The 21,567-nt window shown below is 73.4% G+C and carries 16 protein-coding genes; 8 read left to right on the forward strand and 8 right to left on the reverse strand.

Features of this window, described 5'->3' with window-relative positions; genetic code table 11:
• Positions 1-137: 137 nt before the first annotated feature.
• Positions 138-872, reverse strand: a complete 735-nt coding sequence (locus ACFYYJ_RS30570) for a TetR-like C-terminal domain-containing protein (protein ID WP_385126096.1) — start codon at positions 870-872, stop codon at positions 138-140.
• A gap of 191 nt (positions 873-1,063) precedes the next feature.
• Between ACFYYJ_RS30570 and ACFYYJ_RS30575 the strand changes: the two genes are divergently transcribed.
• The 4 genes from ACFYYJ_RS30575 (at position 1,064) to ACFYYJ_RS30590 (ending at position 4,071) form a co-directional block, all read left to right on the forward strand.
• Complete coding sequence (locus ACFYYJ_RS30575) at positions 1,064-1,660, forward strand: hypothetical protein (RefSeq protein WP_385126095.1); 597 nt, start codon at positions 1,064-1,066, stop codon at positions 1,658-1,660.
• A gap of 125 nt (positions 1,661-1,785) precedes the next feature.
• Entirely contained in the window at positions 1,786-2,247 is a 462-nt protein-coding gene (locus ACFYYJ_RS30580) for a helix-turn-helix domain-containing protein (RefSeq protein WP_385130288.1), read from the forward strand.
• Positions 2,248-2,330: 83 nt separating this feature from the next.
• Positions 2,331-2,885: a hypothetical protein gene (locus tag ACFYYJ_RS30585; RefSeq protein WP_385130291.1), complete on the forward strand. Its 555-nt coding sequence runs from the start codon at positions 2,331-2,333 to the stop codon at positions 2,883-2,885.
• 196 nt (positions 2,886-3,081) lie between these two features.
• Positions 3,082-4,071: a serine/threonine-protein kinase gene (locus tag ACFYYJ_RS30590; RefSeq protein WP_385130294.1), complete on the forward strand. Its 990-nt coding sequence runs from the start codon at positions 3,082-3,084 to the stop codon at positions 4,069-4,071.
• Positions 4,072-4,187: 116 nt separating this feature from the next.
• Here ACFYYJ_RS30590 and ACFYYJ_RS30595 read toward each other — a convergent pair whose 3' ends face one another.
• The 5 genes from ACFYYJ_RS30595 to ACFYYJ_RS30615 form a co-directional block, all read right to left on the reverse strand.
• Positions 4,188-4,418 carry a response regulator transcription factor gene (locus ACFYYJ_RS30595; RefSeq protein ID WP_385130296.1) on the reverse strand — a complete coding sequence of 77 codons (231 nt, stop codon included), beginning with the start codon at positions 4,416-4,418 and terminating at the stop codon, positions 4,188-4,190.
• A 144-nt stretch (positions 4,419-4,562) separates the two neighbouring features.
• Positions 4,563-6,665: a SpoIIE family protein phosphatase gene (locus ACFYYJ_RS30600; protein WP_389137264.1), complete on the reverse strand. Its 2,103-nt coding sequence runs from the start codon at positions 6,663-6,665 to the stop codon at positions 4,563-4,565.
• A gap of 20 nt (positions 6,666-6,685) precedes the next feature.
• Entirely contained in the window at positions 6,686-7,456 is a 771-nt protein-coding gene (locus tag ACFYYJ_RS30605) for a 4'-phosphopantetheinyl transferase family protein (RefSeq protein ID WP_389137266.1), read from the reverse strand.
• Entirely contained in the window at positions 7,453-12,027 is a 4,575-nt protein-coding gene (locus ACFYYJ_RS30610) for a type I polyketide synthase (protein WP_389137268.1), read from the reverse strand. Before ACFYYJ_RS30610 ends, ACFYYJ_RS30605 begins: the two co-directional genes overlap by 4 nt.
• Before the next feature lie 88 nt (positions 12,028-12,115).
• Positions 12,116-14,332 (reverse strand): MMPL family transporter, encoded by a 2,217-nt coding sequence (locus tag ACFYYJ_RS30615; RefSeq protein WP_389137269.1) that lies wholly within the window; start codon positions 14,330-14,332, stop codon positions 12,116-12,118.
• A gap of 204 nt (positions 14,333-14,536) precedes the next feature.
• Between ACFYYJ_RS30615 and recQ the strand changes: the two genes are divergently transcribed.
• Positions 14,537-16,528 carry a DNA helicase RecQ gene (gene recQ / locus ACFYYJ_RS30620; protein WP_389137271.1) on the forward strand — a complete coding sequence of 664 codons (1,992 nt, stop codon included), beginning with the start codon at positions 14,537-14,539 and terminating at the stop codon, positions 16,526-16,528.
• Between the two features lie 298 nt (positions 16,529-16,826).
• On the opposite strand, the gene ACFYYJ_RS30625 is transcribed toward recQ, so the two are convergent.
• Positions 16,827-17,645, reverse strand: coding sequence for a dienelactone hydrolase family protein (locus tag ACFYYJ_RS30625; RefSeq protein WP_389137273.1), 819 nt, complete (start codon positions 17,643-17,645; stop codon positions 16,827-16,829).
• 113 nt (positions 17,646-17,758) lie between these two features.
• On the opposite strand from ACFYYJ_RS30625, the gene ACFYYJ_RS30630 reads away from it, so the two are divergent.
• Positions 17,759-18,685 carry an ABC transporter ATP-binding protein gene (locus ACFYYJ_RS30630; protein WP_389137275.1) on the forward strand — a complete coding sequence of 309 codons (927 nt, stop codon included), beginning with the start codon at positions 17,759-17,761 and terminating at the stop codon, positions 18,683-18,685.
• Positions 18,682-19,503 (forward strand): ABC transporter permease subunit, encoded by an 822-nt coding sequence (locus ACFYYJ_RS30635; protein ID WP_389137277.1) that lies wholly within the window; start codon positions 18,682-18,684, stop codon positions 19,501-19,503. Before ACFYYJ_RS30630 ends, ACFYYJ_RS30635 begins: the two co-directional genes overlap by 4 nt.
• Positions 19,504-19,578: 75 nt before the next feature.
• On the opposite strand, the gene ACFYYJ_RS30640 is transcribed toward ACFYYJ_RS30635, so the two are convergent.
• Positions 19,579-20,499, reverse strand: coding sequence for an MBL fold metallo-hydrolase (locus ACFYYJ_RS30640; protein WP_385130319.1), 921 nt, complete (start codon positions 20,497-20,499; stop codon positions 19,579-19,581).
• A 101-nt stretch (positions 20,500-20,600) separates the two neighbouring features.
• On the opposite strand from ACFYYJ_RS30640, the gene ACFYYJ_RS30645 reads away from it, so the two are divergent.
• A complete protein-coding gene (locus ACFYYJ_RS30645) occupies positions 20,601-21,497 on the forward strand; it encodes a helix-turn-helix domain-containing protein (RefSeq protein ID WP_385130322.1) in 897 nt (298 codons plus the stop codon).
• Positions 21,498-21,567: the final 70 nt, after the last annotated feature.

Consider the following 21,567-nt stretch of genomic DNA (forward strand, 5'->3'; position numbering starts at 1 on the left):
TCCCCCCCGGGGGCTTTCGGTCGCGCCCCCAACAAAATTTGTAAAACCCGGTTTTATCTGCCCGGCAAAACGGGGTTTTTGGGCGCGGGGGGGGGGGGGGCCCCCCCCGCCCCCCCCCCCGTCCGCCGGGCCCCGCATCAGCCGGAGACGGACTCCTCGCCCGGGAACACCGCGAGACCGATGCTCTCGGCCGCCACGGCGACGGCGTAGTCGAAGAAGGCGGCCTCGTCCCGGACGCTGTCGTGGGTCCGGCTGAACACCTGGAACACCAGGAGCCCGATGAGGTTGCTCCACAGGACGATGCCGCGCTCGACGATGTCCGAGAACGGAGCCTCGGGCACGCCGCCGAACAGTTCCACGGCCGCCGGAAGGAGCAGCGGCGGACCGGGCACCGCCCGCCGGGGCGGGGCCAGTTCACCGCCTTCGAGCGCCGACCGTACGATCCCGGCCAGCACCGCGGGGGTGCGCGACGCGGACGGGACCGTGTCCTGCGGGGCGTGGTAGTCCGGCACCGGCGAGCCGTATATCAGCGTGAACTCGCCGGGGTTCTCGAAGGACCACTGCCGCAGGGCGCGCGTGACCGCGAGGAGTCGCGCACCCGCCGTGGCGCCGGCCTTCCCGGCGGCGAGGTCGGCCTGCTCCATCGCGGAGGCCGAGGCGTCGTAGGCGTCGATGACCAGTGCGGTCAGCAGGTCGTCCCGGTGCGGGAAGACGGCTGCCACCTCGGCCGTGCCGAGCCCCAGGTCCCGGGCCACGCCCTCCAGGGACAGCCCCGCGGCCCCCACCTTCACCAGCTGCCGGCGCGCACCGGCCTTGACGGTCGCGCGCGGAGTCGGGTTCTCGTCGGTCGGAATTGCTGAGGAAAGATCCATAACGGCACCGTACCGGGCGCCCGGGGCTACGCGGCCCGCGTTTTTACCCGGTGTTTCCGGGTGTGTCAAGTCCCGACTTTCCGGAACATGACCCGGATGTGCCGATCGCGGCTTACTTGTGGTGCGGGCCTCACCGGAACGGAAACCCGGAAACGAAATGAGTCACCGCACCGAACAAGTAGGAGAAAGTCATGAACCGCAAGATTCGCACCAACAAGGTCGTCCGTCCCCACCGCAAGGGATTCCGAGTCGCGACGTTCATCGCCTCGGCCGCGGTGATCTCCGGAGGGGTACTCCTGCCGGCCTCCATGGCCTCTGCGGCTCCCGTACCGACCCACGTGGCAACGGCCCTCCCGGCCGGCGGAGGCGCCGGAGGAGACGGCGGGCAGGGCGGCGGCGGCCTGGTCGGTGGCGGTGGTGGCTCCGGTGGCTCCGGTGGCGGCAGCGTCTTCGGCGTCGGTGGCGCCGGCGGCAACGGTGGCAAGGGCGGCGACGGCATCCTCTCCGGTGGTGGCGGCGGTGGCGGCGGTGGCGGCGGCGACGGCGTGATCGGCGGCAAGGGCGGCAACGGCGGTGACGGTGGTACCGGCATCTTCGGCGGCAGCGCCGGCAACGGCGGTGGCGGTGGCAGCGGCCTCCTCAAGGGCGGCGACGGCGGCAACGGCGGCAAGGGTGGCTTCGGCATCCTGCAGGGCGGCAACGGCGGCAAGGGCGGGAAGGGCGGCTTCGGCGGCATCTTCGGCGGCCTCGGCGGAGCCGGTGGGGCCGGTGGCGGCAGCCTCTTCTGACCCCGGCGCCCGACCTGAACACCTGATCACCTGATCACGGGGTGGAGGCCCTCGGGCCTCCACCCCCTCACCCCCACAGACAGACACGCAGCGAAATCCGTGTTCACGGAAAGAGGAGAACCCTCATGTTCACGAGTCCCTGGCAGCGCCCGCTCATCCTGGCGGCGGCCTCTCTGGCTCTGGTCACCGGTACGGCGTGCGCCGCGCAAGCGTCGCAGTCCCACACCACCGCAGGCATCAGCTCCTCGCCCTCCCACTGTGTTCTGGGCGGCGCCGGCGGCGAAGGCGGCAAGGGCGGAGAAGGCGGCAGCGGCGGTCAGCCCGGTCAGCCGGGTGAGCCCGGCAAGCCCGGTGGCGTGGGTTGCTTCCGGTTCGAGGACCTTCCGGACAAGTCGAAGTCGGAGCTGAACGCGGTCGACAAGGTGCGCATCGTGATGCTCATGGTCGCCGACGACTCGGACGGGATGAAGGAGAAGATCGCCAAGAAGTACAAGATCTCCGAGCAGCAGCTCGACGACTGGAAGAAGGACTACCTCGCCGGTGACTGGTGCTCCCTGATGGCGGGCGGACTCCCCTTCTGCCTGTGACCCGGCCCCATTCGTCAATCGGCGCGGAAAGCGAACCAGCGGAACCGCGTCACGGAATTCAATCTCTAGCCAAGGAGAATGTCATGCGTGTACGCACTTCCAAGTTCCGTATCGGTCTCGTCGTCTCGGCGGCTCTCATCGGAGCGGGTGCGATGGTTCCGGCGGCCACGGCGGCGCCGGTCCCCACGGCCCTGGTCCAGCACCACGGCACCTCACCCGGCAGCGGAGACGGCAGGATCGGCAGCGGCGCGGCCGCGGCGCTCGGCGGGGTCAAGGTGGGCAACGGCAGCGTCCGCGTCGGTGACAAGGTGTGCGCCGGCAGCTGCAACGGAACGGTCAACGGCACCAGCGGCCACAGCGGCGGCGTCTGCGCCGGGCTCTGCAACGGCAGCGCCAACGGAGGCAACGGCACCACGGGCGGGATCGGCTCCGACGGCACGAACGGCGGCAAGGGCGGCGTCTGCGTCGGACTGTGCAGCGGCAGCGTCAACGGGGGCAACGGCGGCAACGGCGGGGCCGCGCCCGCCGGGGGCGACGGCGGCAAGGGCGGCTGGGGCGGCGACGGCGGCCTGTGCGTCGGCGTCGGCTGCGAGACCAGCGGCTTCGGCGGACGCGGCGGCGACGGGGGCGAAGGCTGACACCGCCCGCACCTCCACCATCAGGCCGGTACGACCGGCGACATACGGCTCCAGGGGTCCCGACCTCCTCCACACCGGGACCCCTGGAGCCCTCTCGTAAAGGCACGCCGATGCATCGCTCGATAGAATTCACGGTATGGAAGTGCGGCCCGCGGCGTCCGTCGTCGGGCCGGCCCGGTGAAGGGGGCGGCCCCCGATGGGCACGGCAGCGAACCTGAGCGCGTACTCGGGCCGGGCCTCCGGCCTGATCGGCCGGCAGATCGCGGGCTACCGGATCGAGCGCATGATCGGCCGCGGCGGCATGGCCGTCGTCTACCGCGCCAAGGACCTGCGCCTGGACCGGATGGTCGCGCTCAAGCTGATCGCCCCGGAGCGGGCCCGCGACGAAACCTTCCGGCGCCGCTTCACCCACGAATCGCGGGTGGCGGCGAAGATCGACCACCCGCACATCGTGCCGATCTTCGAGGCCGGCGAGACCGAAGGCGTCCTGTACATCGCCATGCGGTACGTCTCCGGCCTGGACCTGCGGGGGCTGCTGGACCGGGAGGGCCCGCTCCCCGTGACGACCGCCCTGCGCATCGCCGCCCAGGTGGCGTCCGCGCTGGACGCGGCCCACGAACACGACCTGGTCCACCGGGACGTCAAGCCCGCCAACATCCTGGTCGCCGCGGGCACGGACAGCGACCACCCCGAGCACATCTACCTCACGGACTTCGGGCTGACGAAGAAGGCGCTCTCGCTCACCGGGTTCACCACCGCCGGCGAGTTCGTCGGAACGCTCGACTACATGGCCCCGGAACAGATCACCGGCCGTCCCGTGGACGGCCGGTGCGATCTCTACAGTCTCGCCTGCGTGGTCTACGAATCCCTCGCCGGAGGACCGCCCTTCGAGCGCGACGAGGACGTCGCCCTGCTCTGGGCGCACCAATACGACCAGCCGCCTCCCGTGACCGAGAGGCGACCGGACATCCCGCACGCCGCCGACGAAGTACTGGGGAAGGCCCTCGCGAAGATCCCCGAGGACCGGTACGGCTCCTGCCTGGAATTCGTGGCGGCCCTGCGGGCGGCCACCGGGACCGCGAACGGGGTCGCCAAACACACCGTCGCGACGAGCTCGGCGCCGCCTCCGGAGCCTCCCGCCTGGGCCCGGCCGGTCTTCCCCGACCCGTACGCGCGGCGCTGGTAGGCCCGTGCCCCGTACCCCTTCCCGCCCTTTCCCCCCTTCCCGCCCTTACCCCTGTTCCCCCTGTTCCCGTTCCCCCTGTTCCCGCCGTACTGCGGGGATGCGTACCGCTGCGTGGCTCACAGCCCCAGGGCGATGGCCAGGCGGGTCATCTCCGCCGTGGTGTTGATGCCCAGCTTGGCGCGGATGCGGCGCAGGTAGGCGTCGACCGTGTGCTTGGAGAGTCCCATGAGGCGGGCCGTCTGCAGGTAGGTGCACCCGGCGGCGATGTGACGCAGTGCCTCCTGCTCACGCGGGGCCAGCGTGGTGGCGGGGGCTTCGACCTGGGGAGCGGCGAGTGTGAGGCTCATGGGATTTCCTCCGACGAATCGGGACGGTCATCGCTGCTCACACCCTTGTCAGCAGGGGACATATCCCGAATGTCGTTGTATGTCCCTGTTAAAGAGCTTGTTCGTCGGAGTTCATGGCGGTGTCCGTCGACTGTCACAGCGGTGTCACAGGGACCCGAAGTCGACGAGCGACTGCTCCGCCCAGATGGTCTTGCCGACGGGCGTGTGCCGCGTCCCCCAGCGCTGGGCGAGCTGCGCGACCAGCAGCAGGCCCCGCCCGCCCTCGTCGAAGATCCGCGCCCGCCGCATGTGCGGGGCGGTGCTGCTCGTGTCGGAGACTTCGCAGATCAGCGTGGACTTGTCGTGGATCAGCCGCAGCTGCACCGGCGGCGCGCCGTACCGGATGGCATTGGTGACCAGTTCGCTCACCACGAGCTCGGTGACGAACGAGGCCTCCTCCAGCCCCCAGGCCGTCAGCTGCTCCGTGGTCTTGCGACGGGCCTCGGCGACGACGGACGGGTCCGAGGACAGGTCCCACACGACGACCTGATCGGCGTGGAGGGCCCGGGTCCGGGCGATGAGCAGGGCCACGTCGTCATCGGGGCGATGCCTCAACAAGGCCGTCAGCACCCGGTCGCACACCGTGTCCAGGGTGGACGCCGGCCGGACGAGCGCCGCCAGCATGGTGTTCAGGGCCTCGTCGATGTCGTGGTCGCGGGCCTGGAGCAGACCGTCGGTGTACAGGGCGAGCATGCTGCCCTCGGGCAGCTCGACCTCGACCGTCTCGAAGGGCAGGCCGCCCAGACCCAGCGGCGGCCCCGCCGGTACGTCGAGCAGGTGCGCGGAGCCGTCCGGGTAGACCACGGCGGGCGGCGGGTGACCGGCGCGGGCGACGGTGCAGCCGCGGGTGACCGGGTCGTAGACCACGTACAGGCAGGTGGTGCCGATGCCCCCCGCGGCCTCCCCGTCGCCCTCCTGGTCGGCCTCGTCGGCGGACAGGTGGATGATCAGGTCGTCGAGGTGCGTGAGCAGCTCGTCGGGCGGCAGGTCGACATCGGCCAGCGTGCGCACCGCCGTACGCACCCGGCCCATCGTCGCGGAGGCGCGGATGCCGTGGCCGACGACGTCGCCGACCACCAGGGCCACCCGCGCCCCGGACAGCGGGATCACGTCGAACCAGTCGCCGCCCACCCCGGCCTCCGCGCCCGCGGGTAGATAGCGGGAGGCGATCTCCAGCGCCGCCTGATCGGGCAGCGTGTGCGGCAGCAGGCTGCGCTGGAGGGTCATGGTGCTGGTGTGCTCACGGGTGTACCGGCGGGCCTTGTGGATGCTGATCGCCGCCTTGGCCGTGAGCTCCTCGGCCAACAGCAGGTCCGCCTGCTGGAAGGGCTCCTGACGCTCGTGCCGGCTGAAGACGGCCAGGCCGATCGTGACGCCGTCTGCGCGCAGCGGCACCAGCATCAGCGCGCGGGCCCCGTACTCGCCGATCCAGGCGGCCGAGGAGTCCTGGGCCAGCCACCGGGCCACGGCCGGGTCCGTGCCCGCGTACACGGCGCCACGACCCGCGGCCAGGCATTCGGCGGGCGGCGACAGCGGCGGATAGACGGTCGACGCCCCGACCCCGATCCGGGCCTCCGGGCTCCCCGCGAGGACCGACCGTACGGCGGTGCGCGACAGGGTGACCGGACCCGCCGAACGGCCGCGGGACGCCTCGTCGCCGCGCGGCGGCGGCTCCAGCAGATCGACGACGGCCAGGTCCGCGAGCCGGGGCACCGCCACGTCCGCCAGTTCCTGAGCGGTACGGGTGCTGTCCAGGGTGGTGCCGATGGGAGCGCCGGCCACGTCGGGCATCAGCAGGTGCTGCCGGTGATCGTCCTCCATCTCGGTCTTGTCGTGCGCGGACAGGCCCACGGCACGCACCCGGCCGTCCGGGTCCCGCACCGGGGACAGCGAGGTCGTCCAGCCGTGCTCCGGGCTCGCCCCCGGAGGGCGGACGAAGGCGTCCAGGTGCTGAGGCTCACCCGTCTCCAGCACCAGGCGCATCTTCCGCTCGGTCTCGTCGCTCACCGGGTCCGGCGCGATCTCCGGCAGCCTCCGCCCGCGCATCTCGGCCTCCGTGAGCGACAGGGTGCGCTCCATCCCGCGGTTCGCGCGCAGCAGCCTCAGATCGGCATCGAAGATCGCGAGGAAGCAGGGGGACTGGTCGAAGGCCCATGCGTCCAGCGCGACCTGCGGCCGCTCACCGGGGGAGGTGGGAGTTTGCTCCATCGCCGCTCATCTCGCCCTCGCTAGTTCGATTGCCGATGTCCGACGGCACCCCGCACGGCGAGGGGCTCCACTGACAAGCATGATCCAGCCGGGCAGGGAGCACCAACGCAGTGCCCCCGCGGCCGCGCGAGGACCAGGGCGAGCAGTGCGCCGCCCGCCCGCCACACCATCGCGCGACGCCGTCCGCCCAGCCGGGGCGGTGCCAGGCCGAGGAGCGCGACGGCGCGCGGAGCCGAGCCGAAGACGCTGCTCCGGTCGGCCTTGACCGCCGCCTCCTTCAGCGCCCAGGCGCCCGCCAGGGCCTCGGCCCGGTCCGCACCGATGAGGGTGAGCTCGCCGGGCGAGAAGGCGTGCTCCGCGACCCGGCGTACCGCGTCGGCAGAGCCCGTCTCGCACAGGTCCACGCCGACCGGCTCCGGAGCGAGCGCGGCGGCCACGTGACGGCCGGTGTGGCTGATGGAGACGTGCAGCGCGGGCACCGGGATGCCGCCGACCACCGCGTACGGGCTGCCGTCGTCTCGGGGGAGGACCTCCACCTCGCGCTCCGGCGCGGCCATGGCCTCGCCCACCAGGCGCTTGGCGAGCAGCCGACCGGCCAGCCATTCGGCCCGCCGCCGGGCCGGGAGCGCTCCGACCACCCGCCGTTCGGCCGGCGAGAGACCGGAGGAGGGAACCGGGGCCTCGCGCGGGCCGGTGCGCCGGGCCACGAGCACGGCGGCTCCGCCCCATCGGCGGACGCTGCCCGGCACGATCGACGGGAAGGCGCCGGCCGCCGCATCGACGGGGCTCATGACGCCGCCACGGCCGGAGCCGGGTCCAGGCGCCGCAGCTCCCGCGCCAGGGCGGTGACCGTGCGGCGGATCTGGTCGGGCGTGTGCTCACAGGTGACGAAGAAGCGCAGCCGGGCCAGCTCCTCCGGTACGGCCGGATACAGGATCGGATTGACGCTGACGCCCTGCCGGAACATGGCCTCCGCGAGCCGCAGGGCCTTCGCCGAGTCACCGACGATGCACGGGACGATCGCCGTGCCGTGGCTCTCCCCGGTGTCGATGCCCTCGGCGCGTGCCAGGCGGACGAACAGCGCGGCGTTCTCCGCGAGCCGGGCCACCCGCTCCGGCTCGGCCCGCAGCACCCGCAGGGCGGTCAGCGAGGCGGCGGCGTCGGCCGGGGTCGTCCCCGCGCTGAAGACGAATCCCGGAGCGGTGTAGCGCAGGTACTCGACGACCGCCCTGCTGCCGGCGACGTAGCCGCCGCAGCTCGCGAAGGCCTTCGAGAGGGTGCCCGACCAGAGCTCCACGGCCCCGCGGTCGACGCCGAAGTGCTCGCCGACGCCGCGCCCCGTCGCACCGGTCGTTCCGATGCTGTGCGCCTCGTCGATCATCAGCAGCGCACCGTGCCGGCGCTTGACCTCGACGATCGCGGGCAGGTCGGCGATGTCCCCGTCCATGCTGTAGACGCCCTCGACGACGACGAGGACCCGCCGGTACTGGTCGCGGACCTGCGAGAGGACGGCGTCGAGGGCGGCCGCGTCGTTGTGCGGGAACGGCCGCCGGGTCGCGCCGGAGAGCCGGCAGCCCTGAAGGACGCTGTCGTGGGCGAGGGAGTCGTGGACGACCAGGTCGCCCGGTCCGACGAGGTGCCCGATCACGGTGACGTTGGTGGCGTGCCCGTTGGCCAGCGAGAGCGCGTCCTCGCATCCGAGCAGGTCGGCGAGTTCCGCGTCGAGCTCCAAGTGGAGGGGACGGGTGCCGGACAGCAGCCGACTGGCCGACGCCGAGGTGCCGTAGCGCTCGATCGCCTCCTTGGCGGCCTCGGTCACCCGGGGGTGCGTGGCCATGCCGAGGTAGTTGTAGCCGGCGAACGACAGGAGCTCGCGGCCGTCGACGACGGTGGTGGCCGTCAGGCCCCCCTCGTGGACGAGGAAGTACGGATTGGGCAGCCCGAGCCCGCCGAGTGCGGCGACGCGCAGGCCGTGCTCGGTGACCTCGGGGAAGCACTCGATCCGGGTGTGCTCCTCGGGCGGCGGGGGCGGGACCGCGTCCGCGACCTCGTACTCGTACTCGGCGCGCTGTCCCGGTACGGGTGCGGGTGCGGATACGGGGACGGGCACGGGGACCGGTTCGGCGGCCGGCGCGGGGTCGGCGGAGCCGGTGGCGATCAGTGCGGCGATCCGTCCGGCGGTCGGCCGGTCGGCCACCCGCTCGTCGAACCGCCACCGGGGCCACTGCCGTTTGAGGGAGGTGAACAGGTCGGTCAGCATCAGCGAGTCGAAGCCGAGATCGTCGATCAGCGGCTGGTCGGCCCGCAGCCGGCTCACCGGGTACGCACTGATCCGGGCCACGTGGGCGAGCACGATCTCGGTGACCTCGTCGAGCCCCCCGGCCGCCGGAGCCGGAGCCGGAGCCGGAGCCGGAGCGGGAGCGGGAGCCTGGGTCTGGGCCGGAGCCGCGGGCTCGGCAGGGACCGGGGCCTGAGCCTGGGCCTCGGAGGGCTGTTCGAGGCGGCGCGGGGCGGCCGTCGGTTCCTCGGGGGCGGGCGGGTCCGCGGGGCGGCGGTCCGACACCCAGTGCGACCGCGCGTCGAGCTTCGCCACCGGCAGGTCCAGCAGACGGCGGTCCTCGCGCCGAACCAGCGCGCGCGGGTCGACCGGGGCGCCCAGGACCGCGAGCCGGGCCAGGGCCAGGACGAAGGCGCGGCCGCCGTCCGGCTCCGCCGCCGCGGCGGGCACGAGATGGACGTCCCCGTGGCCGGCGAGGTTGCGGCGGACCGAGGTGAGCAGCGAGCCGCCGCCGGTCACCTGGACGAAGACCCGGGCCCCCTCCTCGTACGCCGTGCCCACCGCGTCGGAGAAGTGCACCGGGGTGGACGCGTGCCGGACCCACAGCTCGCGCAGCTGCCCGGGGTCGGTGCAGACCGCGGCGTTCACCGACGAGACGAACGGCAGCGCGGGGCCGGCGACGCGGCGGCCGGCGAGGTCCGCGCGCATGCTCTCCTCGGCGGACGCCAGCAACGGCGAGTGGAAGGCGTTGGACACTTCGAGCATCGCCGTGACGACCCCGGCCTCGGCGCAGGCCTTCCGCAGCGCGGCGATCCCCCGTGGCGTGCCGCTGACCACGACCTGCCGGGGCTGGTTGAAGCAGGCGAGCCACACGTCGTCGATGCCGTCGACCAGCCTGCGGCAGGTCTCCTTGTCGCTCTGCACGGCGAGCATCCCGCCCCGCAGGCCCGTCTCGGCCGGCCGCAGGGCGGCCCCGCGGTGGACCAGCAACCGGACGGCGTCCTCGTCGGTCAGCGCTCCGGCGGCCGCGGCCGCGGCGAACTCCCCGACGCTGTGCCCCAGGGTGAGATCCGGAGCGACCCCGCAGTCGGCGAGCAGCCGGGTGGTGGCGAGCTGGACGGTGCCCAGCAGCGGCTGGCACACCTCGGTGGCGGTGATCCGCTGCCGGAGCCCTTCGGTGTCGCGGTCGGCCGCGGCCCCGCCGTACAGCAGATCGGCGACGTCGAAACCGGTGTCCCGGCGCGCCACGGCGCTCAGGACGCCGACGGTCGTCCGGAAGCCGGTGAACCGCTCGTGGAGGTCCGCCATCATGCCCGGCCCCTGACTGCCCTGGCCGGGGAAGAGGAAGGCGATCCGGCGCCGCTCGGCCGGCAGCGGGGCATCGGCGGCGAAGGCGCCGTCCCCGAGGTCGCCCCGCATGCCTTCGACGAGCTGTTCACGTGCCTCGCGCAGCCGCTCGGTGAACGCCTCCGTGCCGGTGGCCACGATCGCGAGCCGTGCCCTCAACGGCCGGCGCGAGCCCAGCGTGTGGGCCAGTGCCGCGAGCGGCGGGCGGTCCGCGGGGTCGAGCGCGTCCAGGTGGTCCAGCACCTCGCCGATGTGCCGGTCGAGCTGTCGGGGGCCGCCGGCCGAGAGCAGTACGAGGTGGGGCGCGGAGTCCTCGCTCCGTACGGGGGGAGCGGCCTCGGCCGGGGCGGGCGGAGCCTCCTCCAGCACCACGTGGACGTTGGTGCCGCCGAAGCCGAAGGAGCTGACGGCGGCCCGCCGCGGGGTGCGCTGGTCGGACCAGGGCCGGGCGGTGTCGGCGATGCGCAGGCCCGCGGCGGAGACGGCCAGGTCGGGGTGGGGCACGGTGGCCGGCTGCGGCACGATCGTGCGGTGGTGCACGACCAGGGCCGTCTTGATCAGCCCGGCGACGCCCGCCGCTGACAGGGAGTGCCCGATGAGGGCCTTGCCCGCGCCGAGCCAGCAGAGCGAGGGGTCGTCGTCCGGCCACTCGGTGCGCAGCCGGCGCAGCGCCTCCGTCTCCGCGCGGTCGCCCGCGGCGGTACCGGTGCCGTGGGCCTCCAGGAAGCCCACGGAGGAAGGCGCGACACCGGCGTCGTCGTAGGCGCGGTGCATGGCGCGCAGCTGGCCCTCGGCGGTGGGCACCAGAGGTCCGGGGGAGGCGCCGTCGTTGGCCGAGCCGATGCCCTTGATCACCGCGTACACGCGGTCGCCGTCGGCGAGCGCGTCGGCCAGCGGACGGAGGACGACGACACCGGCCCCCTCGCCGAGGACGAAGCCGTCGGCCTCCTCGTCGAACGGACGGCACACCCCGGCCGCGGACAGGGCGCGGAGTTTGGAGAAGCCGATCAGGCTGTCGGGGGTGAGGTTGAGGTACACCCCGCCGACGAGGGCGATCTTGCAGGTGCCCTGCCGCAGGTGGGCGATGGCCTGGTCGAGCGCGACCAGCGAGCCGGAGCAGGCGGCGTCGACGGCGAAGCTGGGGCCGCCCAGGTCGAAGTGCCGGCTGACGGCGCCGGCCGCCATGTTGAGGAGGCTGCCGGGGAGGGTGAAGCCCTGGACGGAGCCGAGCAGCGCGGCCCGCTCCTTGACGGCGTCGATGCCGTCCGGGTCGTCCGGATCATCCGCGTTGGCCGCGCGGAGGGATTCCTCGGCCAGGGCGATGGCCCGGACGGGGGCCGTCATCAGGTCCTTGTAGTCGGATACCGACACCCCGAAGAAGACCCCGGTGTTCTCCCGGTCGAAGTCCCCGCGGCCCAGCCCCGCGTCGTCGAGGGCCTCGCGGCTGACGTCGAGCATCAGCCGGTGCTGCGGGTCCATGGCCCGGGCGCGCGCGGGAGGCACTCCGTAGTGCTCGGCGTCGAAGCGGTCCACGCCGTCCAGGAAGGCGACCCGGTCGGTGTAGGCCGCGTTGGGTGCCGACCGGTTGCCGGGTTCGTGGAAGGTCCCGTGGTTCCAGCGGTCCGACGGGACCGCGGAGAACTGCCGCTCCCCGCTCATCAGGAGGTTCCAGTAGCCGTTGACGTCGGGGGCTCCCGGGAAGCGGCAGCCGAGTCCGGTGATGGCGATCTCGTTCATGACGGTTCTTCCTTCGCTGTGCGGGGTGCCTTCGGGGACGGGATGGGGACTTCTTCGCGGGTGCTTCTTCGCGGGTGCGGGCCGGTGGTCAGCGGCGCGCGGCGGTCCGGGTGCAGAGGGGGGTGCGGACCGGGGCCCGGTTCCGGGCCGGCGGGCACCTCCCGGAGGTGCCGGGGGGAGGCCGGGGGGCCGGCTTCGGCGGGCTGGGCCGCAGCGGCCTCGGCGCCCACCAGTTCAGGCCGCCCGCCAGGCGCATCAGCGCCGGTACGAGGACGCCCCGTACGAGCGTGGCGTCGAGCAGGACGCCCAGGGCAGCGCCGATCCCGAAGAACTGGAGGAGGGAGACCCGGGAGGTGCCGAAGCCCAGCAGGGTGAAGGCGAGCAGGGCGCCGGCCGTGGTGACGATGCCGCCCGTGCGGGCGATGCCCGTGACGATCGCGCCGGCGTCGTCCTGACCGGCGTCGTGCGCCTCCTTGATACGGGCCAGGACGAACACCTCGTAGTCCACCGACAGCCCGAAGACGATGCAGAACAGGAGCACCGGCATGGTCGTGCTGAGGGGTCCGGGCGTGAAGCCGAGCAGCCCGCTCAGATGGCCCGTCTGGAAGACCCACACCATGGCGCCGAGGACGGCCGTGAGGCTCAGCGCGTTCAACGCGATGGCCTTGAGGGGCAGGAGCAGACTGCGGGTGAATCCGAGCAGCAACGCGAAGGTGGTCAGTGTGATCACGGAAAGTGCGAGCGGCAGCCGGTCCCGGACCGTGGCCTTGGCGTCGACCAGTACGGCGCTCGGTCCGCCGACCAGCACCTCGGTGCCCGCCGGGGCCGCGGCCGCGCGGACCTCGCGCACGAGCCGTTGGGCGGCGTGCGACTGCGGATCGGCCTGCGGCACCACGGAGATGCGGGCCGGACCCGCGCCGACGGGTCCCGTGACCTGCGCGACCCGCGGGAGGGCGGCCAGCCGGCGGGCGTACTCCGCCCGCGCCTGCGGGGACGCCGTACCCGTCATGACGACGGTCAGCGCGCCGGGATCCCTCAGGTCGAACTCCTCCCGCACCAGGTCACCCGTCCGACGGCTCGACGCGCTCAGCGGCAGCGCCCGGTCGTCCGGTGTGGCGAAACCGGCGTGCGCGAACGGGCCGGCCAGCAGCGCGAGCAGGCCGATCACCGGCAGCGCCGCGGCCATCGGGCGGCGTACGACGACCCGCGCCAGCCCCTCCCAGAAGCGGGAGCGGGAGCCCGTGTGCGTCCGGCGGCGCCACGGAACGGCCCAGGAGTTCACCCGCTTCCCGAGCAGCGTGAGCAGAGCGGGCAGGACGGTCACGGCGCTCACGGCCGCGATCGCCACCACCGCGATGCCCGCGTAGGCGAAGGAGCGCAGGAAATAGGGAGGGAACACCAGCAGGGTCGCGAGCGCGGCCGAGACCGTCGCGGCACTGAAGAGGATCGTGTGGCCCGCGGTGCGCACGGTGCGTACGGCGGCATTGCGCGGCCGGTACCCGGCGGCGAGCTCCTCCCGGAACCGCGAGACGATCAGCAGCCCGTAGTCGATGCCGAGCCCCAGTCCGAGCGCGGTGGTGAGGTTCAGCGCGAACACCGACACGTCGGTGACGGCGGCGAGGACGCTCAGGACCAGCAGTGTCCCGGCGATGGCCAGGACCCCGATCAGCAGGGGCAGCGCCGCGGCCACCACGCTGCCGAACACCAGGACCAGCAGGACCAGCGTGCCCGGCAGGACCACGGACTCGGCCCGCTGCAGGTCGGACTCCGCGATCTCCTGGAGCTCGGCGTCGACCAGCGCGGAACCGCCCACGTGCACCGACAGGCCCGTCGTCGAGGTCTCGGCGGTGTCCGCCGGGGTGCTCAGCTCCCCGCGCAGCTGCCGGACCCGCTCCGCGAGCCGCGCCCCGTCGCCGTCCACGTGCGCGACGATCATGGCCGAGTGGCCGTCCCGGCTGCGCAGCGCCGGCGCGTCGCCGTTCGTCCAGTACGAGCTCACCGCGGTCACGTGCGGCCGGCCGGTCAGTCGTTTCACCAGGGCCTCGCCCGCGCGCCGCGGCTCGGGATCGTCCACGTAGCCGCCGCGCGTCCGCGCGACGACGACCAGGTTGGGGGCGGCTCCCGGGTCCCGGTCCGCCACCCGGGCGGCGCGGCTGGACTCGGAGCGCGGATCGTCGTAACCCTGCGTCTTCAGCCGGCCGGCCGACGAGGCGCCGAACACGACCGACAGCACCAGGAAGACGAGCGCGGCGACGAGGACGAACCGGGGGCGGCGGGTCACGAAGACCCCTGCACGGCGGTACATGCTGCCTCCGATCCGGTCCCGGTTCAGTGGTGGTCGCTCCTCCCGCGGTGCGCGGAAGGCCGGATTCCACCGTGCCCGGGGGAGGGGCGGAGCCGTAGCCCCGGCAATTCGTCACTTGACAGGAGCCGGCGGCCGGTATCCGCGTCGTCCACAGGCCGAGGCGGACGGGACGGGTCTGTCGTCGGGTGCCGCTAGGCTTCTCGAATGGCCCTTCCGGACGCGTCCCCCGAGATCTCCGATGCTCTGCGTGTGCTCCACCGCGTCTTCGGATACGACTCCTTCCGCGGCGAGCAGCAGGAGATCATCGAGCAGGTGATCGGTGGCGGCGACGCCCTCGTGCTCATGCCGACCGGTGGCGGCAAGTCGCTCTGCTACCAGATCCCGGCGCTCGTCAGAGAAGGCACGGGCGTCGTGGTCTCGCCGCTCATCGCGCTGATGCAGGACCAGGTGGACGCGCTCACCGCCCTCGGGGTACGGGCCGGATTCCTCAACTCGACACAGGACCAATACGAGCGGCAGGCCGTCGAGCAGGCCTTCCTCGCCGACGAACTGGACCTGCTCTACCTGGCGCCCGAGCGGCTGCGCATGGAGGGCACCCAGCGGCTGCTGGACCGCGGCAAGGTCGCGCTCTTCGCCATCGACGAGGCGCACTGCGTCGCCCAGTGGGGCCACGACTTCCGACCCGACTACCTCGCGCTGTCGATGCTGCACGAGCGTTGGCCGAAGGTGCCGAGGATCGCGCTGACCGCGACTGCCACCGAGGCCACGCACGCCGAGATCGCGTCGCGGCTCGGCCTGGAGGACGCCCGGCACTTCGTCGCCAGCTTCGACCGGCCGAACATCCAGTACCGCATCGTCGCGAAGAACAACCCGCTCAAACAGCTGCTGGAGCTGATCCGGACCGAGCACGACGGGGACGCCGGAGTCGTCTACTGCCTCTCGCGGGCCTCGGTGGAGAAGACCGCCGCCTTCCTGGTCGAGCAGGGCATCGACGCCGTCGCCTACCACGCGGGGATGGACTCCCGGACGCGCGCCGCGAACCAGTCGCGCTTCCTGCGCGAGGACGGGGTCGTGGTGGTGGCCACGATCGCCTTCGGCATGGGCATCGACAAGCCGGACGTGCGTTTCGTGGCCCACCTGGACCTGCCGAAGTCGGTCGAGGGCTACTACCAGGAGACCGGTCGCGCGGGCCGCGACGGCGAGCCGGCCACGGCATGGCTGGCGTACGGCCTCCAGGACGTGGTCCAGCAGCGCAAGATGATCGACGGTTCCGAGGGCAACGAGGCGCACCGCCGGTCGCTGGCCATGCACCTGGACGCCATGCTCGCGCTGTGCGAGACGGTCGACTGCCGCCGGGAGCGGCTGCTGGAGTACTTCGGGCAGCTGGGCGGGCCCTGCGGGAACTGCGACACCTGCCTGATGCCCGCCGAGTCCTGGGACGGCACGGTCGCCGCCCAGAAGCTGCTGTCGACGGTGTGGCGGCTGGCGAAGGAGCGGCGCCAGAAGTTCGGCGCGGGCCAGATCATCGACATCCTCCAGGGCAAGAAGACGGCCAAGGTCATCCAGTTCGACCACGACGCGCTGTCGGTGTTCGGAGTCGGGGCGGACCTCGGCACCGCGGAGTGGCGCGGGGTCGTGCGGCAGCTGCTGGCGCTGCGGCTGCTGGCGGTGGAGGGCGACTACGGCACGCTCGTCCTCACGGACGACAGCGGCGAGGTGCTGGGCGGGCGCCGCAAGGTGACCATGCGCAAGGAGACGGCGGCGGCCGCCGCTTCCTCCCGGAAGGAAGCCGGGTCGCGCAAGGCGAAGGGCTCCCGCGTACCGGTCGACCTGCCGGCGGCGGCGGTACCGGTCTTCGAGGCGCTGCGCGCCTGGCGGGCCGCGACGGCGAAGGAACAGGGCGTGCCGGCGTACGTCGTCTTCCACGACGCGACGCTGCGGGAGATCGCGACGCGGGTGCCGGGCACGGTGGAGGAGCTGGGCACGATCGGCGGGGTCGGCGAGGCGAAGCTCGCGAAGTACGCCGAAGGCGTGCTGGGCACTCTGGCGGAAGCCCATGCCGCGGTGCCGGCGCCGGCCGGTGCGCCGGAGGCGGAGTCCGTGCCGGTCTCTCGGCCTGCGGCCGTGCATGACGAGGAGGAGCCGCCGCCGCCGTTCGACGAGGAGATGGACCCCCCGTGGGACGACTGGGAGTAGCCGCTTCGCGGGGCCGTCCCCTACCCGCCCTTCCACCGTTCCCCGGGGCTCCGCCCCAGACCCCGCGCCTCAAACGCCGGCGGGGCTGAACGCAGCCTCGCCCCCGGGGACGTTCACGTCGGATTCACCTCTTCCGGCGATGATCGGAGGCATGGCCCTCAGTGGACGAGCACTGCCGGCACAGGCAACCGCGGCCGCCGTGGCCGCGTCCTCCGGAGGTACGCCACCCGGCGCAAGCGCCCCCGCTGCCGGGGCCGCCTTCACCAACCCGATCCGGCTCGATGCCTGACGGCGGTCCCTAGCTCAGCAGCCGGGTGCGGAACAGGTCGAGCACCTGGTCCAGCGCCTCCCGGGTCGGTTCCCCGGGGGCGTCGATCAGGTGCTCGGTCAGCACGGAGTGCGGGGGCAGCAGAGCCTCCGGGTTGGCCGCCCCGTCCTCCAGCTCCACCGCGACGAAGGCCTCGCCGAGCTCGCGCCGCAGGAAGGCGAACCGGTCCCCGGGGACGAACTTGTCGCTCTTGAACCGCAGCCCCATCACCTGCAGTCCCTCGCGCTCGCACCGGCCCCGTACCACGGCCAGTTCCGCCGGGCTGATGTCGATCATCCGCGACCGGCTCGCCGAGACGGCCAGCGGCAGCGACGGCTGCGACAGCACCGGGGCGACCAGCCGGGGATCGGTGGCCATGGCCAGGGCGAAGCCCCCGGTCAGACACATGCCCACGGCTCCGACGCCCGGACCGCCGCACCGCTCGTGCTCGTGCGCGGCCAGGGCCCGCAGCCAGTCCACGACCCGGGAGCTGCGGCCCGTGGCCAGCACGGTGAACTCCCGGCTGACGCACACCTTGAGCATCGACGAGACCCCGTACCGGGCGGCGGCCGGCCGGCCGTGCGCATCGGGGTGGGGATCGCGGCCGGGCTCGCCGAACAGCACCGGGAGCACGGCCGTGCAGCCGGTCGCGGCGACCCGGTCCGCGAACTCCAGCACCTTCGGCGTGATGCCCGGTATCTCGGCCATCACGATCACGGCGGGCCCGGTGCCCCGCCGCAGGATCCGACGTTCGGTGCCCCCGTGGGTGAACGTGCTCTTCTCGTAGCCGGACAGGTCGTGGTCCGTCATGAATCTCCTCGTCCCCTGCGCGCTCCGCATCGTGCCGGACGATCTTCGCCGGCCCCCGGGGGAGTCTGACACGCGCGGGGGCGTGCCAGGGGGCGCGGGCGGAGACTGGGGGTATGCGGGTGGATTCGCGTGCCATCGAGCTCGGCGGCCTGACCAAGACGTACGGGCCGGTCGTCGGGATCGAGGCCCTGAGCCTGACCGTGGACGAGGGTGAGGTGTTCGGGTTCCTCGGCCCCAACGGAGCGGGCAAGACGACCACCCTGCGCTGCCTGACGGGGCTGCTGCGGCCCACGGCCGGGGAGGTACGGGTGCTCGGCCTCGACCCCGTACGCGACCACCGCCGGCTCGCCGGCGCGCTCGGCTACCTCCCGGGCGAGCTGCGGCTCTACCCGGAACTCACGGGCGCGCAGACCCTGGACCTGCTGTGCGCCCTCCAGGGCGTGCCCGCCCCCAGCCGCGACGAGCTGTGCGAGCGGCTGGAGCTGACCGGACCGGTGCTGAGGCGCACGGTGGGCGGGTACTCGCGCGGCATGAAGCAGAAGCTGGGGCTCGTCCAGGCGCTCCAGCACGATCCCCGGCTGGTCGTGCTCGACGAGCCGACGGAAGGGCTGGACCCGCTGGTCCAGGAGACGTTCTTCGAGCTGATGGCGGAGGCGGCGGCCGCCGGGCGGACGGTGCTCCTGTCGAGCCACGTGCTGCCCGAGGTGCAGCGGGCCTGCGGGCGGGTGGCCATCGTCCGGGAAGGGAGGCTGGTGACGGTGGAGAGCGTCGCGGCCCTCAGGGAGGCACGGGCCCGGCGGATCCGCCTGGACTTCGGGGACGGGAAGGGCGCCCGGCCCCTGGGCCGGGCCGACCGGTGGGAGCCGCGGTGGGAGGGCGACCGGGTGGAGCTGCTCGTACCCCCGGTCGAGGTGGTGAGGGCCCTGCGGAGCCTGCTCGCCATGGGCGTGGCCGACGTGACCGTCGAGGAGGCGGGGCTGGACGAGGCCTTCCTGGACCTCTACCGGGGCGGCGCCGGCACCGTGCGGGAGGAGCCGTGAACACGCGGTGGCCGCTGCTGTGGCTGGCGCTGCACCGGCGCCGGAGGATGCTGATCGCCCTCGTGGTCGGCATGGTCGTCTTCGAGACGCTCATCGTCGTGGTCGCCGACACCATCGCACCGGGACAGCTGTTCGCGGCTGGTGGCAGGCAGCCTCCCTCGGCGTTCCGGGCGTTCAGCGGATCCGGCGGGGACGTGTCGATCGCGAGCTACCCCGGACTGCTCGGGGCGGGGCTGATCCACCCGTTCTGGATCGCCATGCAGCTGACCGCGATCGGCTCGCTGGCCGCCGCCGCGGTGGCCGCGGACGTGGAGTCCGGGACCGTCGAACTGGTCATGGTGCGCCCGGTGACCCGCGACCGGCTGCTGACCGAACGGGCGGCGGCGCTCGGCGTCGCCGTCGTCACCCTGAACGCGGCGGCAACGGCCGCGGTGGCGGTCGGAGTCGCGCTGTCGCCCGGCATCCACCGGGCCGTGCCGCTGAGCGGAGTGCTCGCCGCCGGGGTGATGGGGTGCGGATTCGCGTTCTGCGTGGCGGGCCCGGCACTGGCCGTCTCGGCCGCGAGCAGCCGGCGCGCCCAGGTGGTCGGCGTGACGATCGCGATCGGAGCCGTCGGCTTCGCCGTGAACTTCATCGCCCTGGCCTGGTCGAAGGCGGCGCCGCTGAGGTACGTCAGCCCGTTCCACTACTACACGCCGGGCGACGCACTGGCCCGGGGCCAGGTGCTCTGGCCGCAGTTGGGCGTCCTCGTCGGCGTCGGAGCGCTCGGGCTCGCGTGCGCGTACGCACTGCTGAGGAGACGGGACCTCGCGCCCTAGACGAGGCCGCCCGGGGGCGCCGGTGCGGCACGGGCGGACGCCGTGGTGCACGGCGCCCGCCCCGCGGCCCTGCCGTCAGCGCTCGTCGCCCGGCGTGTACGAGTCGAACGGGGCCCAGCCCTTGACGGCGAAGCGGTCGCCGTCCCGGGCCACTTCGGCGGCGCCGTGACCGCCGAAGTGCGCCGGGATCAACAGCCCTCCCCGGTCGGCGGCCCAGCCCAGCAGCCGGCGCCGTGACGCCCGCGCCCGCCCTGCGTCCTCGCAGAAGCAGCTGTTCGCGTCCGGTTCCAGGATCTGCACCGGGCTGTGCAGCAGGTCCCCGACGAACACCGCCCGGTCCGTGCCGGAGGCGAGGGTGACCACGGACGAGCCGGGCGTGTGGCCGGCGGCCAGGTCCAGCCGCAGGTTCGCGTCGATCCGGTGGCTGTCGCCCTCCCACAGCAGGGTCCGGCCCGCCGCGTGGACGGGGGCGACGCTGTCCTCGAACGCTTCGACGTTGCCGTCGCCGAGGACGGACGAGTGGCCGTTCGCCGGGTTCCAGAAGTCGAAGTCGTCGCGGTGGATCAGATAGGTGGCGTTCGGGAAGGTGGGCACCCAGTCGTCGCCTTCGAGACGGGTGTTCCAGCCCACGTGGTCCGCGTGCAGATGGGTGTTGACGACGAGATCGACGTCCTCGGGTCGCACCCCGGCCCGGGCCAGGTTGCCCAGGAAGTCGGTCTCCTGCCGGTCCCAGGGCATGCCGGGGCGCGACTTGTGGTTGCCGCCTCCGGTGTCGACGAGGATGGTGCGGCCCTCGCTGCGCAGCACCCAGGTCTGGAGCGCCGCGTTGGCGACGGGCGGGTCGCCGTCGACGAACTCCGGTTCCAGCCAGGCCGATTCCTCCTTCCAGACGTCCGTGCTGCTGTCGGGGATGAAGCCGTGCGGGGCGAGGCCGAGGGGTCCGTAGTACTCGCGGACCCGGCTGACGGTGACGTTTCCCAGTTCGATGGTGTCCATGGCCACCACACTCGGCGGCCCCGCCGGGAGCAGCCACACCCTCCGCTGCCTATCCCCGGCAGGGAGCGGCTCGCGGCTCGCCGCCCCCGGATACTGGGCGCATGGACGGACAGAGCTCTCTCGGCGCGTTCCTGCAAGCCCGCCGAGCCCGGCTGCGGCCGCAGGACATCGGCCTCGACACGTACGGGGAAAGGCGCCGCGTGCAGGGGCTGCGCCGGGAGGAACTGGCCCTGCTGGCCGGGGTCAGCGCCTCGTACTACGCCCGCCTGGAGCAGGGCCACGCGCACAACGCGTCCCCCGAGGTACTGGACGCGCTCGCCCGCGCCCTGAGGTTGGAGGAGGTCGAGCGCCGGCACCTGCACGACCTGGCGGGCGCCGCCGTCCGGCGCCGTCCGGCCCGCCGGCCCCCGGTGGAGCGGATCGCCCCGGCGACACGCGCCCTGCTGGACTCCATGCCCGACGTGCCGGCCGTCGTCACGGGCCGGCGGACCGACATCCTGGCCTGGAACCCGCTGGGCCACGCCCTGTTCGCCGGCCACCTGGACCCGCTCGCACCGGACCGGCCCGCGGACCGCCCCAACAACGCCTCGCTCATGTTCCTCGACGCCCACACCCGGGAGCTGTACGCCACCTGGGAGGACAAGGCCCGGGCCGTCGTGGCCGGCCTGCGCTACGCGGCGGGCCGGCACCCCGACGACGCGGCCCTCATCGCCCTCGTCGGGGAACTCAGCATGCGCAGCACCGAGTTCGCGACGATGTGGGCCGACCACCGGGTGCGCCCCTGCACCATCGCCGAACACCGGCTGCGGCACCCGCTGGTGGGCGCGCTCACGGTCACCCAGCAGGCGTTGACGATCTCCGAGGACCAGATCCTGGTCGTGGCGACCGCCCCCGCCGGCTCGCCGGCGCACACGGCGCTGCGTCTGCTGGCGCAGGCCACGAGGCCCGGTCCGACGGCGGCCCCGGTGCCCACGGAGGAGCGCGTCGGCGGCACTTGACCCCCGCCGCCCCCGAGGGAGGATGGGCACGTCACGCCCTGCCGGGCGCCCGGCTTTCGAGCACGGACCG

It is taken from the genome of Streptomyces sp. NPDC002467 (assembly GCF_042889825.1).
In the GTDB taxonomy this organism is placed as follows: Bacteria; Actinomycetota; Actinomycetes; order Streptomycetales; family Streptomycetaceae; genus Streptomyces.